Raw genomic sequence first — 15,850 nt, 5'->3', positions numbered from 1 at the left:
CAGGGCGGCGAGCGCGTCGGCCAGGGGCAACCGGGCCTGCCCGGTGATCTCCAGGCACTCCAGCGGGACGCCGTCGTCCACGCAGGCGAACCCGCGCTCGGTGACCTGCCGGTAGGGCACCAGGGCCAGGGTGCGTGGGCCGGGCGGCCCGTCGGGCAGCGGGACGTCGGCGAGCCGGTCGACGGGGCGTACCGTGCCGGTGAAGAGCTCCAGGTGGTCGACGCCCTCGCGGCGCACGAGCGCGAAGGGGCCGGGGTCGACGCCGCGGGCGGCGGCGGCGAGCAGGTCGTGCGGGCTGGTCATCGGGGTTTCTCCTGGTGGCCGGGCGGCGCCGTCGGAGGCGGCCCCGGGCCGGGGAGAGAAACCGGCGACCGCCTTCTCGGGCGGCCGCGTGGGAAGCTACGCGCGGGGGTGGGCCGCCGGGTCGGCGGGCCACCAGCAGGTCAGGTGCGCGGGCATGCAGTCACCCTACGCGCGCCGCCGCCCGCCGGTAACCCGATCCCGGGGTACGGGACCGGCCGCCGGCCACCTGCGCCGACGCGGACCGCCGGGCCGCCACGCCGGCCGCCGGGTACGGTGATCGACGATGGACATTCTCGCCCTCGACCTCGGCACCTCCTCGGTGCGTGGCCTCGTGCTGGACGCCGACGCGGCCCTCCGGCCCGGCGCGCTCGCCCGCCGCAAGGTGCGCCTCACCGTCGACGGCGCCGGCGCCGGCACCCTGGACGGTCCCGCCTACCTGGCCTGCCTCGTCGAGTGCCTGGACGAGCTGGCCGCCGGCGGTCACCTGCGCGACGTCGGGCTGGTCGCCGTCTCCGCCCAGTGGCACTCGGTGCTGCCGGTGGACCGGGCCGGCGAGCCGCTCGGCCCGGTGCTCACCTGGCTGGACACCCGGCCGGGGCCCTCGGCCGGCGCGACCGGCCCGGCCGACGAGGCCGCCTACCACCGGCGCACCGGCACCTGGTGGCACCGCTGCTACTGGTCGGTCCGGCTGCCCTGGCTGCGGCAGCGCACCTCGACCCCGCCGGCCCGCTTCGTCGGCCTGGCCGAGTTCGTGCTCGGCGCCCTGCTCGACGCGGCCCCGATGTCGGTGTCCGAGGCCTCCGGCACCGGGCTGCTCGACCTGAGCACGCTGACCTGGGACGCCGAGGCGTGCGAGCTGGCCGGCGCGGGCCCCGGTGAGCTGCCCGAGCTGGCCCCCGCCGACTGGCGGGGCCGGCTGCGGCCGGAGCACGCCCGCCGTTGGCCGCAGCTCGCCGGCGCGGCCTGGTCGGCGCCGGTGGGGGACGGGGCCGCCTCGAACGTCGGCTCCGGCGCGGTGGGTCCGGGCCGGGCCGCGGTGACCGTCGGCACGTCCGCGGCCGTCCGGCTGGTGCAGGCCGTGCCGGCCGGCGCGGAGCTGCCGCCGCTGCCCGCCGGGCTGTGGCGGTACCGGGTCGACCACGACCACGTGGTCACCGGGGCGGCGTACTCCAGCGGGGGTAACCTGTTCGCCTGGGCCAGGCGGGAACTGCGGCTGCCGGAGGGCGCCGAGCTGGAGGCCGCGCTGGCCCGGATCACGCCGGGCGGCGGGGTGCCGGCGAATCCGCGCTTCGGCGGCGACCGGCCCCCCGGGCACGCCCCGGCCGGCTCCGGCGAACTGCGTGGGCTGAGCTTCGGCACGGGCGCGGTCGACGTCCTCGCCGGACTGATGTCCGGGATCTGCCGGCTGGTCGACACCGATCTGGCCGAGCTGGAGTCCACCGTGGACGGGCCGGTCGAGGTGGTGCTGGGCGGCGGCGCGCTGGCCGCGTCCGGGTGGTGGCGGGAGTCGTTCGCGGCCGTCCTGGCACCCCGGCGGGTGCGTTACCGCCCCGACCCGGAGATCGGCGCGACCGGCGCGGCCCGGGTGGCGCTGGGCCGGTGGGACGAGCCGGTGGCGCTCCGCGACATCGGCCGGACGGATGAGGTGCCCTCACCGACCCCGCCAGGTCGGCGCGGCCCTCGGTGTCCTTCCTGACCTTTCGCTCAGGTGAGCCCGTTGACAGCGCCGGCCTGCCTGGTTGGATGGACCCCGCTCCCCGATGCGGTGGACGCGAGGGCCTAGGAGGCTTGTGTGGGCGTAGGTCCCGACCCGGCGGGAAGCGGGGTGTCCAACCACCGTCGGCGTCGGTTCGACGTCCGCGTCGTGCCGCACCGCCGCCGCTCGCCGCTGCGGCTGCGGGACTGGCGGATGGGGACCAAGCTCGTCACGGTGCTCGTCATTCCCTCGGTGGCGTTCCTGGTGCTGGCCGGGGTGCAGACCCGGGGGCTGGTCGGGCAGACCACCGCGCTGAGCGAGTTCGCCCAGCAGGTCGGCATCGGCCGGGAGATCACCGCCGTGGTGCACCAGCTCCAGCGGGAACGCGACCGCACCGCCGGTGAGCTGGCCGAGCTGCGCCGGGTCGGCGGCCGGGCGAACCGGGACGCCGCGATCGCCGCGCTGCGGCCGTTGCATGCCGCCAGTGACGCCGCCGTGCGGGAGCTGCGGCGGGCGGCCGGCCCGCTGGCCGACGCCGGCGCCGCCTGGCAGGTCGCCTACTCGGAGACGCTGGAGGCGTACGACCAGGTGATCTACATCCGGGCGACCGTTCCCCCGGCGGTGCTGGCCAACGACACCATCCTCGGCAACTACCACCGGGCGATCGACGCGCTGCTGACCCTGCTCGCCCAGCCCTCGCCGGGGGAGGGCCAGCGGGCGCTCAACGACAGCGTGCTGCGCTACGTCCAGCTGGCCCGGGTCAAGGAGCTGTCCTCCCGGGTCCGCGCCGAGCTCTACGCCGCGGCCCGTGCCGGCCGGTTCGGAGTGGAGGACCAGGTCGAGCTGACCGACCTGCGGGCCCAGCAGCTCACCGCCCTCGGCGCGTTCCGGGTGGTGGCCACCACCGACCAGATCCGCCGCTACGACGCCGCGTCGGAGGAGCCGGCCCTCGCCGCCGCCACGAAGCTGGAGGAGCAGAGCCTGCCCATCGGCGGCGCCGCGCCTCGCGTCCTGGACGCCCGGCAGTGGTGGGCGGCCGGCGAGCAGCGCCAGGAGCGGCTGCGGCAGTTGGAGACCGCCGTCCTCGACGACGCGGTGACCCGGGCCGACGACGCCAGCGCCGGCCAGTTACGGGCCACCCTGCTGGTGGTCGGCGGGATCGTCGCGGTGCTGCTGGTCGCCCTGCTGATCTCGGTGCTGGTCGGCCGGTCCGTCGCCCGCTCGATGCGGCTGCTGCGCGGCCAGGCGCTGCGGATCGCCCAGATCGACCTGCCCGACGCCCTGGACCGGCTGCGGCAGGTCAACAGTGGGGTGTCCGACATCGAGGTGCCGCCGGCGGTGGTCCGCTCGCTGGACGAGATCGGCGAACTGGCCGAGGCGTTCGTCGCGGTGCACCGCAGCGCGGTCAGCGTCGCGGTGGAGCAGGCGACCATGCGCCGCAACGTCAACCTGATGTTCGTCAACCTGGCCCGGCGCAGCCAGGTGCTGGTGGAGCGGCAGCTCGAACTCCTCGACGACCTGGAACGCGAGGAGAGCGACCCGGACCAGCTGGAGAACCTGTTCCGGCTCGACCACCTGGCCGCCCGGCTGCGGCGCAGCGACGAGAGCCTGCTGGTGCTCGCCGGCAGCGAGTCGACCCGGCGGTGGAACCGGCCGGTGAGCCTCGCCGCCGTGCTGCTGGCCGCGAGCGCCGAGATCGAGCAGTATCAGCGGGTGCGCCACGAGCAGACGGCCGACCTGCACGTCGTCGGGCACGTCATCGGTGACCTGGTCCACCTGTTCGCCGAGCTGCTGGAGAACGCGACCACGTTCTCCCGGCCGGACACCGTCGTGCTGGTCGCCGCCCGCCCTGAGGGCCCCGGTGCCCTGGTGGAGCTGACCGACCGGGGGTTGGGGATGAGCCCGACCGCGTTGGCCGAGGCGAACGAGGTGTTGACGTCCCCGCCGGCCGCCGACGTCGCGGCGTCCGAGCGGATGGGCCTGTTCGTGGTGAGCCACCTGGCCGCCCGGCACGCGGTGCAGGTGCGCCTGCACCCCCGCGAGGACGGCCTGGTGGCCCTGGTCCGGATCCCGGCGGCCCTGCTCACCGCCGCCCCGCCGGTCCAGCTCGACCCGCCGCCGTCGCGGCGGATGCTGACCACCGCGCTGGGCGGGACGGCCCGCGCGGGCGGTGCCGCTGCCGCATGGGCCGGCGTCGCGGGGTCCGGGCAGGCCGGCGTCGCGGGGTCCGCGCAGAACGGCTTCGTCGCCGCCGGGTCCGCGCAGCCGGGCGGCGATGTGGCGGGGTGGACCGGCGGCGGGCCGGCGGGCCCGGGCGAGCTGCCGGTGGCCGGCCGCCGGCCGCGCAGCGGGACCACGCCGCGGCAGTCCCGGCCGGTGCCGGTGCGGGCGGAGGACGTGCTCGCCCCGGCCGCCGGGGTGCCCGCCGACGGCGGGGGCGGCTGGTGGTCGCGGCAGGGCCCGGCCCAGGGTGGCGCCCCGGCAGCCCCGGCGCCCCCGGCGGTCCCGGTCACCGGGGGCACCAACGAGCGCGGCCTGCCGGTGCGGGTGCCGATGGCGCAGCTGTCCGCCGTGACCCGATCCGCCCGACCGGGCACGGCCCGGCCGCCGCGGCACGACCTGGACCCGGAGGCCGTCGGCGGCATGCTGTCCCGGCTGTACAGCGGGGTGCGGCGGGCCGAGGCGGAGGAGACCACCGAGATTTTCCTGCCGCCGGCCGGCGGGAACACCGAAGGGGGACAACAGTGATGACGTTGAGCCAGGAGGCCCGGGACCTGAGCTGGTTGGTGAGCGGGTTCGCGCAGCGGGTGCCCGGCGTGGCGCACGCGATCGTGGTCTCGTCCGACGGGCTGCTGGTGGCGGTTTCCGACCACCTGCCCCGCGACAACGCCGACAAGCTCGCCGCGGTGACCTCGGGCCTGATGAGTATCACCGCCGGGGCTGCGCAGATGTTCGACGACGACGTCGTCAAGCAGACGGTGGTGGAGATGGGCCGCGGCTATTTCCTGGTGATGCAGGTGCGCGACGGCTCGATCCTGGCCACGCTGGCGGCCGGGGACGCCGACATCGGCGTGGTCGGGTACGAGATGGCCCGGCTGGCCAAGCAGGCCGGCGAGATGCTCACCCCGGCGCTGCGGGCCGAACTCCAGCAGGCGCTGCCCCGCTGACCACGTCGTCCCGGCCCCGCCCGGCGGGGCCGGGACGACGGGTCCGCCGGAGGCCACCCGGGCGGGCACGGCACGGCCGCGCCCGTCCGGGTGGCTCGCCGTCGGGCTAGAGGCCGTTGCTCCGGATCACCTCGCGGTACCAGTGCGCGCTGCGCTTGAGCACCCGGCGCTGGGTGGGGTAGTCCACGTAGACCAGGCCCCAGCGCTGGTCGTACCCCTCGGCCCACTCGAAGTTGTCCAGCAGCGACCAGACGTGGTAGCTCTCCAGCGGCACCCCGTCGGAGATGGCCCGGTGCGCGGCGGCCATGTGGTCGCGCAGGAAGCTGATCCGGCCGGCGTCGTCGACCGTGCCGTCGGCGGAGAGGGTGTCCGCCTGGGGCAGGCCGTTCTCGGTGACGGTCAGCGGGATGGGGCCGTAGTCGCGGGTGACCCGGGTCAGGGTGTCGTACATGCCGTCCGGGTAGATCTGCTGCCAGTCCGCCTGCGAGGTGGGCCAGCGCATGACCGTGCCGCCGTCGCCGGTGACGTAGTACGGGGTGTAGTACTGCACGGCGAGCAGGTCGACCGGCGAGGAGATGATCTCCAGGTCGCCGTCGGCGACGCCCCGGGCCAGCCGGCTGTCGGCGCCGAGGTCGGCGAGCACGTCGGCCGGGTAGCTGCCCTTGAAGACCGGGTCGAGGTAGAGGCGGTTCTCGTACCCGTCGTAGAGGTGCGCGGCGCGGGTCGCCTCGGGGCTGTCGTCGGCGGGGTAGCAGGGGTGCAGGTTGAGCGCGGGGCCGATCCGGCCGGCGTCGCCGGTGGCGCGCAGCGCCCGCACGGCGAGCCCGTGGGCGAGCTGGAGGTGGTGGGCGACCAGGTACGCCGCCTGCGGGTCCTGGAAGCCGGGGGCGTGGTGGCCGGAGAGGTAGCCGTTCTGCACCACGGTCTTCGGCTCGTTGATGGTGAGCCAGGCCGGCACCTGGTCGCCGAGGCCGCGGAAGACCGCCTCGGCGTACTCGGCGAACCGGTACGCGGTGTCCCGGTTCTCCCAGCCGCCGGCGTCCTGCAACGCCTGCGGCAGGTCCCAGTGGAACAGGGTGGCCATCGGCGAGATGCCCCGCTCGTGCAGCCCGTCGACCAGCCGGCGGTAGAAGTCGAGGCCCCGCTGGTTGACCGCGCCGGTGCCGTCGGCCTGGATGCGCGGCCAGGAGATGGAGAACCGGTAGCTGCGCAGCCCCAGGTCGCGCATCAGGTCGAGGTCGTCGGCGTAGCGGTGGTAGTGGTCGGCGGCCACGTCGCCGGTGTCGCCGTTGCGGGTCCGGCCGGGGGTGTGGCTGAAGGTGTCCCAGACGGACTCGCCCCGGCCGTCCTCCTTGGCGGCGCCCTCGATCTGGTACGCCGAGGTGGCCGCGCCCCAGCCGAAACCGGTCGGGAAGCGCCGCTCGCCCCGGGGCCGGTCGGTCGGGTCGGTGTCGGGGTCCGACCCGGTTCCGCAGCCGGCGGCCAGGCTGCCGGCGGTCGCGGCGACGGCGGCCGCGAGGGCGCCGGTGCGCGGGCCGGCGCCGGCGGCCCCGGCGGTGGCGGAAAGTGCGGCGCGGCTGAGCAGCCGCCGCCGGGTGAGCATCGACATGGGGCCTTCTCCTTGTGGTGGGTGCCCGCCGCTACCGGCCGGGAGCGCTCCCAGCATAAGGCAGGCGGGGGCGGACGACCGCGACTGTGCCGGGTCGGCTCTGCTGTGCGGAATGGTCCGGTGCGCGGCCGGTTGCGCGGATGCGCAGGTGGGGCGCTGCCGGGGGTGGCGATCGGGGGCGCGGGTGCGCCGGCGTACGCCGATAGCGAGCGAGGCCGGCCGGGCGGCGATGACACGCCTGACCCGTCGGCCTCTTTTCCCATGGTGGCAGGGGGTTTAGTGTGGGGACGGGGGAGGGCAACCCCCGTCCCCACCTTGATGCAAACACGCACGAGTGGAATTGGCGTCCTGCCGTGCGTGTCGCGCGGGAGCCGGGCCACGCGAGTGGCTCTGGTTCCACCTCCCTCCGTCGTCGGTGGGTGGTGGCTGGCGGCGGCGTCCGGGCTGGCCCGCCGTCAGCCTTCGGGCAGGGTCCCGGGGGCGTCGCGCACGACGACCCCGGTCAACATCTTCTGTGCATCTCCGTCGATGGAAGCGCTCCCATCGACGATGCAGCGACTGTAACGCCCGTCACGGGTTTGTGAAAGACCCAAAACGAGATCGAAACATCTAGCTGCCGCCCCATGCTTGCTCCTTGTTGTGGGAGCGCTTCCATGCCACACTGTCGACCTACCGCGACGAGGAGCCAGCTCGCGTGAGCGCGGGTCGCCGAGGGCATCCGGTTTCCGGACGGCACCCGAGAGGACGGACGGCGCTGTCTGCCAGCGACGACGCCCCGTCCTGCGAACCCGGCCGGGCCGGAACGACCACCATCCCGAGCGCCTCCGTCCCCCCGTGCCACCCGCACGTGGAGGCGCTCCCCGCCGGGGCCCCGCGCCCCGGCCTGGTCCGAGGAGACACCGCGCACATGAGACTCATGGCAAGACGTCGCCGGACGGCGATGCTCGCCGCCGCCACGTTGGCCGTCGGCGGGGTCGCCCTGCCGGCCGGCGCCGCGCAGGCCGCCCCGGCCTGCGACGTGGTCTACGCCACCAACGACTGGGGCGGCGGCTTCACCGCCAACGTCACCATCAAGAACCTGGGCGACGCCGTCAACGGCTGGACGCTCAGGTGGACGTTCCCCGACAGCAGCCAGAAGGTGGTCCAGGGCTGGTCGGCGAAGTACAGCCAGACCGGCAGCGAGGTGACCGCGACCAACGAGTCGTACAACGGCAGCCTCGGCACCGGGGCGTCGACCACCATCGGCTTCAACGGCAGCTACTCCGGCAGCAACCCGAAGCCCACCGCGTTCGCCCTCAACGGCGTCGCCTGCGGCGGCACCCCCGCCAACCAGCCGCCGACGGTGTCCCTCGGCGTGCCGGCCGGCCCGTTCGAGGCCCCGGCCGACGTGCCGCTGACCGCCACCGCCAGTGACTCGGACGGGACGATCAGCAAGGTCGAGTTCTACCGCAACGGCCTGCTGGTCAACACCGACACCACCGCCCCGTACGGCTACACCCTGGAGGACCTGCCGGCCGGCAGCTACACCGTCCAGGCCAAGGCATACGACAACGCCAACGGCATCGCCGTCGACGAGAAGGCGTTCACCGTCGCCGCGGCCACCGGCCCGAAGCTGCTGGCCACCCCGTCCGCGGTCAGCGTGAACGAGGGCGGCACCGCCACGTTCAACCTCAAGCTCAGCGCGGCGCCGACGGCCAACGTGCCGGTGACGCTGACCCGCACCGGCGACGCCGACATCACCGTCACGCCGGCCTCGGTCACCCTGACGACCGCCAACTGGAACACCGGCGTCACCGTCACCGTGGCCGCCGCGGAGGACGCCGACACCGTCGGGGGCACCGCCACCATCACCGCCTCCGGCGCCGGCGTCGCCCCCCTGGCCGTCACCGCCACGGAGATCGACAACGACGCCCCGGGCGGGGACAACGCCTACATCAAGCGCTTCCTCGACCAGTACGGCAAGATCAAGAACTCGGGCTACTTCAGTCCCGAGGGCGTGCCGTACCACTCGATCGAGACGCTGATCGTCGAGGCGCCCGACCACGGCCACGAGACCACGTCCGAGGCGTTCAGCTTCTGGCTGTGGCTGGAGGCCCAGTACGGCCGGGTCACCCAGAACTGGGCCCCGTTCAACAACTCCTGGACGGTGATGGAGAAGTACATCATCCCGTCGCACGCCGACCAGGCGACCGCCGGCGCCGCGGGCACCCCGCAGTACGCCGCGGAGTGGCCGCTGCCCAACCAGTACCCGTCGCAGCTCCAGCCGAACGTCCCGGTCGGCCAGGACCCGCTGCGCTCGGAGTTGCAGAGCACCTACGGCACCGGCGACATCTACGGCATGCACTGGCTGCTGGACGTCGACAACACCTACGGCTACGGCCACTGCGGTGACGGCACCACCAGGCCGGCGTACATCAACACCTTCCAGCGGGGCACCCAGGAGTCGGTGTGGGAGACCGTGCCGCAGCCGTCCTGCGACACCTTCAAGCACGGCGGCCAGTACGGCTACCTCGACCTGTTCGTCAAGGAGGCCAACGCCCCCGCCAAGCAGTGGAAGTACACCAACGCCCCCGACGCGGACGCCCGTGCCGTGCAGGCCGCGTACTGGGCCCTGACCTGGGCCAAGGCGCAGGGCAAGCAGGCCGACGTCGCCGCCACCGTGACCAAGGCCGCGAAGATGGGTGACTACCTGCGGTACGCGATGTTCGACAAGTACTTCAAGAAGATCGGCAACTGCGTCGGCGCCAGCGCCTGCCCGGCCGGCACCGGCAAGGACTCGGCGCACTACCTGATGTCCTGGTACTACGCCTGGGGCGGCGCGTACGAGGCCAACCAGAACTGGTCGTGGCGGATCGGTTCCAGCCACAACCACTTCGGCTACCAGAACCCGTTCGCGGCCTGGGCGCTGACCAACGTGGCCGAGCTCAAGCCGCAGTCCCCGACCGCCGTCGCCGACTGGCAGAAGAGCCTCGACCGGCAGCTGGAGTTCTACACCTGGCTCCAGTCCGCCGAGGGCGGCATCGCCGGTGGCGCCACCAACAGCTGGGACGGCAACTACGGCACCCCGCCGGCCGGCACCGCCACCTTCTACGGCATGTTCTACGACGTCGACCCGGTCTACAACGACCCGCCGTCGAACCAGTGGTTCGGCATGCAGGCGTGGTCGATGCAGCGCATCGCCGAGCTGTACCTGGAGACCGGCAACGCGAAGGCCAAGGCCCTGCTGGACAAGTGGGTGCCGTGGGCGATCGCCAACACCACGGTGGGCGCCAACTGGTCGATCCCGTCGGACATGAAGTGGACCGGCCAGCCCGCCAACTGGAACCCGGCCAGCCCGCAGCCCAACACCAACCTGCACGTCGAGGTCACCGTCAAGGGCCAGGACGTCGGTGTCGCCGCCGCCTACGCCCGGACCCTGATCGCGTACGCCGCGAAGTCCGGCAACGCGGCGGCCAAGACCACCGCCAAGGGCCTGCTCGACGCGCTGTACGCGGCCAGCGACGCCAAGGGCGTCTCGATGCCGGAGAAGCGCGGCGACTACAAGCGCTTCGACGACGTCTACAACGCCGCCGACGGCCAGGGCCTGTACATCCCGCCGGGCTGGACCGGGAAGATGCCCAACGGCGACGCCATCGCCGCCGGCAAGAGCTTCCTGGACATCCGGTCCTTCTACAAGAACGACCCCGACTGGCCGAAGGTGCAGGCGTACCTCAACGGCGGCCCGGAGCCGACGTTCAACTACCACCGGTTCTGGGCCCAGGCCGACGTCGCCATGGCGTACGCCGACTACGGGAACCTGTTCCCGAACGGGTGACCCGGATCCTCCGGGTGGGCGGCGCGGCCCGCCCGCCCGGAGTCCGGCCCGGCCAGGGGGAACTATGAGCCCGGTCGGCCGGCGGCCTGACTCCCACGGTCAGGCCGGGACGGGCCGGCTGTCCGGTCGACGCAGCGGACCGGCCGGCCCGTCCCACCGCCCGAAACCGAAGTTGCCGCGAAAAAGCACCGGAAAAAGTGGTCGTCGAGGGATCACGCGACGGTCGTGGACGGAGTAACGTACGTCACCGGAGAGGCCGCTCCCCCCGTGGCGGCCTCTCCCTTTACGTCCTGGCCCCGGCCCGCGCCCGCCAGCCGCGCCCGCTGCTCAGGCACCCGTCCCGACTCCGCCCGCTCGGCCCGCGCCGCTGACGTCGTCCGCACCGGCCCGCACCGCCGGCCCGGGCACGGTGACCGGGTGCCGCAGCCCCGGGTGCCCGGCCGGCAGCGACCGGCGGATCACCAGCCAGCTCACCGCCAGCGCCGTCGCCACCAGCGGCCAGGTCAGCGCGACCCGCGCCACCACCAGCGCCAGCACCTGACCGCCGAGGTAGAGCGGCACGAAGACCGCCAGCCGCAGCACGTACGTGGCCGCCCACACCCAACTGCCCCGCGAGTACGCCCGCAGCAGCGCCGGGTCGCGCCGCCACCGCCCCCGCTGGCGCAGCGCCACCCCCACCACGACGCCCAGCAGCGGCCAGCGGACCGCGATGCTGACGACCCAGGCCAGCGCGCTGGCCGCGTTGGACAGCAGTTGGATCAGGAAGAAGTCGGTGGCCCGCCCGGTGCGCAACGCGATCAGCGCGGCCACGCAGACCGCGAGCAGGCCGACCAGCACCGAGCCCGGCCGGTCCCCCCGGCGCAGCCGCCAGCCGGCCACGGCCGTCCCGGCCAGCACCGCGGCGGCCACCCCGCCGACCAGCGAGTGACCGGTGGCCAGCCAACCGACCGCGAACGCCACCGGCGGCAGCGTGGCGTCGACCGCGCCCCGCCGGCCGCCGAGCAGGTCCGCGAGCGACTCCGGTCGATCGGCCGGGTGCGGCTCACGGGTGGACGGCCCGTCGGGCCCGGGCATGGCGGTCACCGGCCACCTCCTGTCGGTCCGCTCCAAACTAACGTCAGGGTGTCGGCGGGCCACCAGGAGGCGTGCCCGGACGGGCCGCTACGGTGTGCGGGTGCGCGCGGCGAGGGGTTGGACGGCGGTCTGGTTGGTCGTACTGGCCCTCGCCCAGGCGGTCGCGTTCGTCGTGGTGTGGCGCGCCGCCCTGCACACCGAACTCGGCCAGTGGGTCGACACGGTGGCGCTGACCGGCAACCGGATCGGCCAGGACCGCATCGCCGAGCCGGTCAACCGCGTCCTCAACACCATGTCGGCGCTGTCGCTGCTGGTGGCCACGGCGGTGATCGGCTTCATCGCGCTGATCCGGCGTCGGGTCGCGCTGGCCATCACGGCCACCCTGCTGATCGCCGGGGCCAACGCGACCACCCAACTGCTCAAGTACGTCCTGGACCGGCCCGAGTACGGCATCGACCCGGAACGGGCCGTCGCCGGCAACAGCCTGCCCAGCGGGCACACCGCCGTGGCGGCGTCGGTGGCCCTGGCGCTGATCCTGGTGCTCCCGCGCACCGTGCGGGTACTCGGCGCGTTCGTCGGCGCCGGGTACGCGGCCGTCGCCGGGGTGGCCACCCTCTCCGCCGGCTGGCACCGCCCGAGCGACGCCGTGGCGGCGTTCCTGGTGGTCGGGGTCTGGGCGGCGCTGGCCGGGCTGCTACTGCTGGTCACCCAGCGGGAACAGGCCCAGGTGGAGCCGGCCGACGCCCACCGCGTCGCCGCCGTGGTGCTCGGCCTGGCCGGCGCCCTGGCCGTGGTCAGCTCGGGGCTGGCCCTGTCCTGGCTGGTCGACCTGCCCCGGCTGGACCCCGACCAGATGGGCCGCCGGTCGCTGTTCGTCGGCTACGCGGGCAGCGCCGCCGGCATCGCCGGCAGCATGGCCATCGTCGCGGCGCTGGTGCTCGCCGTCGTGCACCGGCTCGTCCCCCGCATCAAGGGCTGACCCGGCGCGGCGGCCGGAGGGCTGCCCGGTCAGCGGCGGTAGGTGCCGACCGTGGTGCCGCTGGCCAGCTCGCGGCCGGCCAACGCCCGGTGCACGTCCCCGGCGGACGGCTCGGCGGGCAGCTCCAGCGGCCGGTCCAGCGCGTACAGGCGGAAGAAGTAGCGGTGCGCATCCTCGCCCTGCGGCGGGCGCGGGCCACCCCAGCCGGCCGCGCCGAACCCGTTCGGCCACTCCCGCCCTCCGTCGGGCACCGCCCCCTCGGCCACCCCGTCGCTCTCCGGCGTGATCCCCGTGACCAGCCAGTGCACGAACGGCTCCCGGCCCGCATCGGGGTCCTCGACGAGCAGCACCAGCTCCTGCGCCGAGTCGGGCACGTCGGCCCACTGCAACGGCGGCGAGACGTTCGCGTCGTCACGGGCGAAGCGTCCGGGCAACTGGTCATGATCGTTGAACGCGGTGCTGCGCAGCATGATGCCGGCCATCTCTGGGCACCCCTCTCCTTCGTCCGGGGCGCGCGTACCCGCCGGGGCCGGCGCGAAACGGGCCGCCCCGACGACACCTGGTGCCAGCCGCGACCTACCCGCACCCGGAGTGCGGCGGACCCCGCAGGCCGCCCGCAGGTCCGGTTACCGGTGGAGAAACATCCGGTAACCGGACCTGCGGGCGGTGGTGTTGACGCTGGTCCGTGGGCCCGGTGGGGCGGACGGTCAGCCGCAGGAGTCGGCCCGGCAGGTCACCTCGATCTCGTAGAGCCGCGCCCGGCTGTCCCGGCTGTGGAGCACGTCGAGGCGGACCGAGGTTGCGCGGACCGGCGTGAACGTGTGCGTGGTGACCTGGGTCGTGTTTCCGGTGATCTCGCTGAGCACCTGCCAGACACCGTCGACGAGGCCCGAGATCCGGTACGCGGTCAGCTCGTACCCGCCGTACTGGTGGAGCTGCACGGTGTCGATCAGCTCCGGGTCGGCGAACCCCACCTGGAGCCAGTGGCTGCCGGCCGGATCGGTGATCCAGCGACTACCGGCGCTGGCTCGGTTGCCGTCGATCACGTGTGCTGGCACGTACTTCTGCCACCAGCCCGACGCGGTGGCCGTGGCACCTTCGGACGCCAGCGCCACGTTGCGCCACACCGCGCTGACGGTCGTGGTGGCGCTCGCGGTGAACGGGCGGAACCCGCTTGGCAGCACGCCGTGTGGGGCGTCGACCGTGACGGTGGCGCTCTGCTCGGCCGCGAGCTGTCGGACTCCCACGGTCAACGGAACCTCCACCACCGCGAACGGGGCGAGCCGTACCTCGACCGGGGCCGGGCTGGCCCACCCCTGCGGGACGACGGCGCCGAGCTTTGCCGTCACCGGAACGTCGACGTCGTTACGGAGCACCGCGGTGATCCGGGTGTCCACGTCCGAGTCCGGCCGAACCGTGGTTCGCACGGGCAGGGCCGAGACGGTGAGCAGCGCGCCGCGGTCGGTGGGGGCGGTGCTCAGGGCGAGTGTGGGGAAGGCCTCCAGCTCCTGGTAGCGCGACCAGGCCAGCGTCATCTCCCAGGAATTCAGCCGGTGCACGACGGCGCTCACCTCGTACCGGCCGTCGTCGCCGGCTCGGATCGGGGTGCCGGCGAACTCGTCGGCGAAGAGCTGATCGGCCAGCAGCCTGGTCCGCTCCACCGCGATCTGGTTGGCGCCCTCGAACACCTTCGTCATGTGCTGCGGATCGTCGCCGTTGTCCCGGGCGTACGCCTGGACCTGGCTGAGCACCTGGTTTCGGTAGACATCGGTGTGGGCCAGCTCCTGCAACGTCAACTCGACGTGTGCGGTGGCGGCGCCCAGCAGGATGGCCTGGCGTGCGTTCTGGAAGGGAAGCCCCTTCGACTTGCCCGGGAAGCCCGGCAGTCGTCCGGTCCGGCTCGCCTGCAACAGCGCCGCGCGGACCACCGACTGGGAGATCGACAGACCGATGTTCCAGCCGGACCAACCGGCCAGTTCCCCGAACCGGATTCGGGGGGCGAGCAGTGAACGCAGCTCGCTGTCCACCTTCCCGGCCACCGCGTCGTCGCCGACTGCGACGAGTCGGCCCCGGGCCACCGCGTCGTGGATGCGGTCGGCGAAGGGTTCCAGGTCTCCGCCCCCGGCCGTGTTCGCCATCAACAGGATGTCGGCGTCGGGCCGGTCAGAGGGGCGGGCACCGAGGGTACGCACGTATTCGTCGACCAGGGTGGCGTAGGGGACGTCCTGATAGGGCGCGACCCACTGGTCGCCGGGGGTCCGGGACCACTCGACGTCGACCGTCGGGGATTCGCCGAGCCGTTTGGTGATGTGCTTGGCCACCAGCAGCGCGCCGAGGATGTCCGCGCCCGGGTAGATCTTGACCCGGTCCTGGACCCCGAGTTTCGCCGTGAGCGCGGCCAGGCCGGCCTTCTCCAGGCGGTGCGGGCCGTACTCGGTGGCGTCGTCCTGGCCGAGGATCAGGTAGTCGACGGTGCCGTTCGCGACCCGTTCGATCATGTCTCGGTTGATCTGGTGGTTCCGAGCCCGGGCACAGCGGAAGTCCGCCTTGACCTCCTCGGGGATCTCGTTGGCGACCTGCTCGTACTCGGCCCGGTGCTCCTCCTGTCCGAGGTTCTCCACCTGGTCCATCAGAATCGCCCAGCGCCGGATGGGACCGGAGTACATGCCGGGATAGCTGCTGGTCGGCTCGATGGTGAGGCGCATGATCACGTCGAACGCGTAGAGGGGCTTGTCGGGGTTCTTCCGCTTCACCTCGTCCAGCACGGTGAGCCGCCCCCGCGCGTCGGCCAGGCTGGTTTCGCAGGACCGGGAGGCGACCAGGCCGCCGTAGGCGAGCATCGGGGCCGCGACGACCGAGCCGACCGCGCCGGCGGCGGACTTCCGCCACCAGGCGCCGACCGCGTCGGCCTGACCATAGGTGAAGTACTCGCCGAGCAGGTTCTTCGGTGGTGTCAGCGCCTGGTGCCCGCCGGCCTCGGCGACCGCGACCGGCGTGTACGCGGTGAACGGCCGGTCGTCCAGCGGTACGACGGCGAGCTGGCCCAGGTTGGTCGGCGGCCGGGCGGCTGCGGCCGGAGCGCCCGGTAGGGCGACCGCGAGGGTGAGGGTGACGGCGGTGGTGGTGACGATGCTGAGGGTGCGGGGTATGAGTCGTCTGATGCGACGCATCGGTTCTCTCTCGTTCGGTGCTGGGGGATGGAGGTCGC

General features: G+C 73.8%; 9 protein-coding genes and 1 pseudogene. 5 read left to right on the top strand and 5 right to left on the bottom strand.

From position 1 onward, the window contains the following. Window positions 1-303 (bottom strand): annotated as a pseudogene (locus C5N14_RS19690) (chorismate-binding protein); the annotation flags it as partial. A 283-nt stretch (window positions 304-586) separates the two neighbouring features. On the opposite strand from C5N14_RS19690, the gene C5N14_RS19685 reads away from it, so the two are divergent. From C5N14_RS19685 to C5N14_RS19675, 3 genes are all read left to right on the top strand, one after another. After that, a complete protein-coding gene (locus C5N14_RS19685; RefSeq protein WP_117669590.1) occupies window positions 587-1,999 on the top strand; it encodes an FGGY family carbohydrate kinase in 1,413 nt (470 codons plus the stop codon). 96 nt (window positions 2,000-2,095) lie between these two features. Further along, a complete protein-coding gene (locus C5N14_RS19680) occupies window positions 2,096-4,747 on the top strand; it encodes a nitrate- and nitrite sensing domain-containing protein (protein WP_117669589.1) in 2,652 nt (883 codons plus the stop codon). 5 nt (window positions 4,748-4,752) lie between these two features. Further along, complete coding sequence (locus C5N14_RS19675) at window positions 4,753-5,166, top strand: roadblock/LC7 domain-containing protein (protein WP_207892795.1); 414 nt, start codon at window positions 4,753-4,755, stop codon at window positions 5,164-5,166. 106 nt (window positions 5,167-5,272) lie between these two features. Here the strand turns inward: C5N14_RS19675 and C5N14_RS19670 are convergent, their stop codons facing one another. Beyond that, window positions 5,273-6,775, bottom strand: coding sequence for a GH1 family beta-glucosidase (locus tag C5N14_RS19670; RefSeq protein WP_165878161.1), 1,503 nt, complete (start codon window positions 6,773-6,775; stop codon window positions 5,273-5,275). Window positions 6,776-7,691: 916 nt separating this feature from the next. Between C5N14_RS19670 and C5N14_RS19660 the strand changes: the two genes are divergently transcribed. Beyond that, the gene (locus tag C5N14_RS19660) at window positions 7,692-10,589 is read left to right on the top strand and encodes a glycoside hydrolase family 48 protein (protein WP_207892794.1); all 2,898 of its coding nucleotides are present in this window, start codon (window positions 7,692-7,694) and stop codon (window positions 10,587-10,589) included. Window positions 10,590-10,916: 327 nt separating this feature from the next. Here the strand turns inward: C5N14_RS19660 and C5N14_RS19655 are convergent, their stop codons facing one another. Further along, complete coding sequence (locus tag C5N14_RS19655) at window positions 10,917-11,663, bottom strand: DUF3159 domain-containing protein (protein ID WP_243639806.1); 747 nt, start codon at window positions 11,661-11,663, stop codon at window positions 10,917-10,919. Between the two features lie 94 nt (window positions 11,664-11,757). Here C5N14_RS19655 and C5N14_RS19650 point away from each other — a divergent pair, with 94 nt between their 5' ends. Further along, entirely contained in the window at window positions 11,758-12,642 is an 885-nt protein-coding gene (locus C5N14_RS19650; RefSeq protein WP_117669585.1) for a phosphatase PAP2 family protein, read from the top strand. 29 nt (window positions 12,643-12,671) lie between these two features. Here C5N14_RS19650 and C5N14_RS19645 read toward each other — a convergent pair whose 3' ends face one another. Then, window positions 12,672-13,124: a YbhB/YbcL family Raf kinase inhibitor-like protein gene (locus C5N14_RS19645; protein ID WP_117669584.1), complete on the bottom strand. Its 453-nt coding sequence runs from the start codon at window positions 13,122-13,124 to the stop codon at window positions 12,672-12,674. Between the two features lie 225 nt (window positions 13,125-13,349). Further along, window positions 13,350-15,812 (bottom strand): DUF4127 family protein, encoded by a 2,463-nt coding sequence (locus C5N14_RS19640; protein ID WP_117669583.1) that lies wholly within the window; start codon window positions 15,810-15,812, stop codon window positions 13,350-13,352. Window positions 15,813-15,850 lie beyond the last annotated feature (38 nt).

Origin of the sequence: Micromonospora sp. MW-13 (genome assembly GCF_003434305.1) — a bacterium.
Classification (GTDB): domain Bacteria; phylum Actinomycetota; class Actinomycetes; order Mycobacteriales; family Micromonosporaceae; genus Micromonospora.
The sequence above is the reverse complement of the archived record's forward strand: the minus strand, read 5'-3'. Positions and strand labels throughout refer to the sequence as shown.

Excerpts from the sequence above, each read along its gene's own strand:
- C5N14_RS19655 (WP_243639806.1), bottom strand. The coding sequence starts at position 11,663 with ATGCCCGGGCCCGACGGGCCGTCCACCCGTGAGCCGCACCCGGCCGAT.
- C5N14_RS19645 (WP_117669584.1), bottom strand. The coding sequence starts at position 13,124 with ATGGCCGGCATCATGCTGCGCAGCACCGCGTTCAACGATCATGACCAG.
- C5N14_RS19640 (WP_117669583.1), bottom strand. The coding sequence starts at position 15,812 with ATGCGTCGCATCAGACGACTCATACCCCGCACCCTCAGCATCGTCACC.
- C5N14_RS19660 (WP_207892794.1), top strand. The coding sequence starts at position 7,692 with ATGGCAAGACGTCGCCGGACGGCGATGCTCGCCGCCGCCACGTTGGCC.
- C5N14_RS19670 (WP_165878161.1), bottom strand. The coding sequence starts at position 6,775 with ATGTCGATGCTCACCCGGCGGCGGCTGCTCAGCCGCGCCGCACTTTCC.
- C5N14_RS19685 (WP_117669590.1), top strand. The coding sequence starts at position 587 with ATGGACATTCTCGCCCTCGACCTCGGCACCTCCTCGGTGCGTGGCCTC.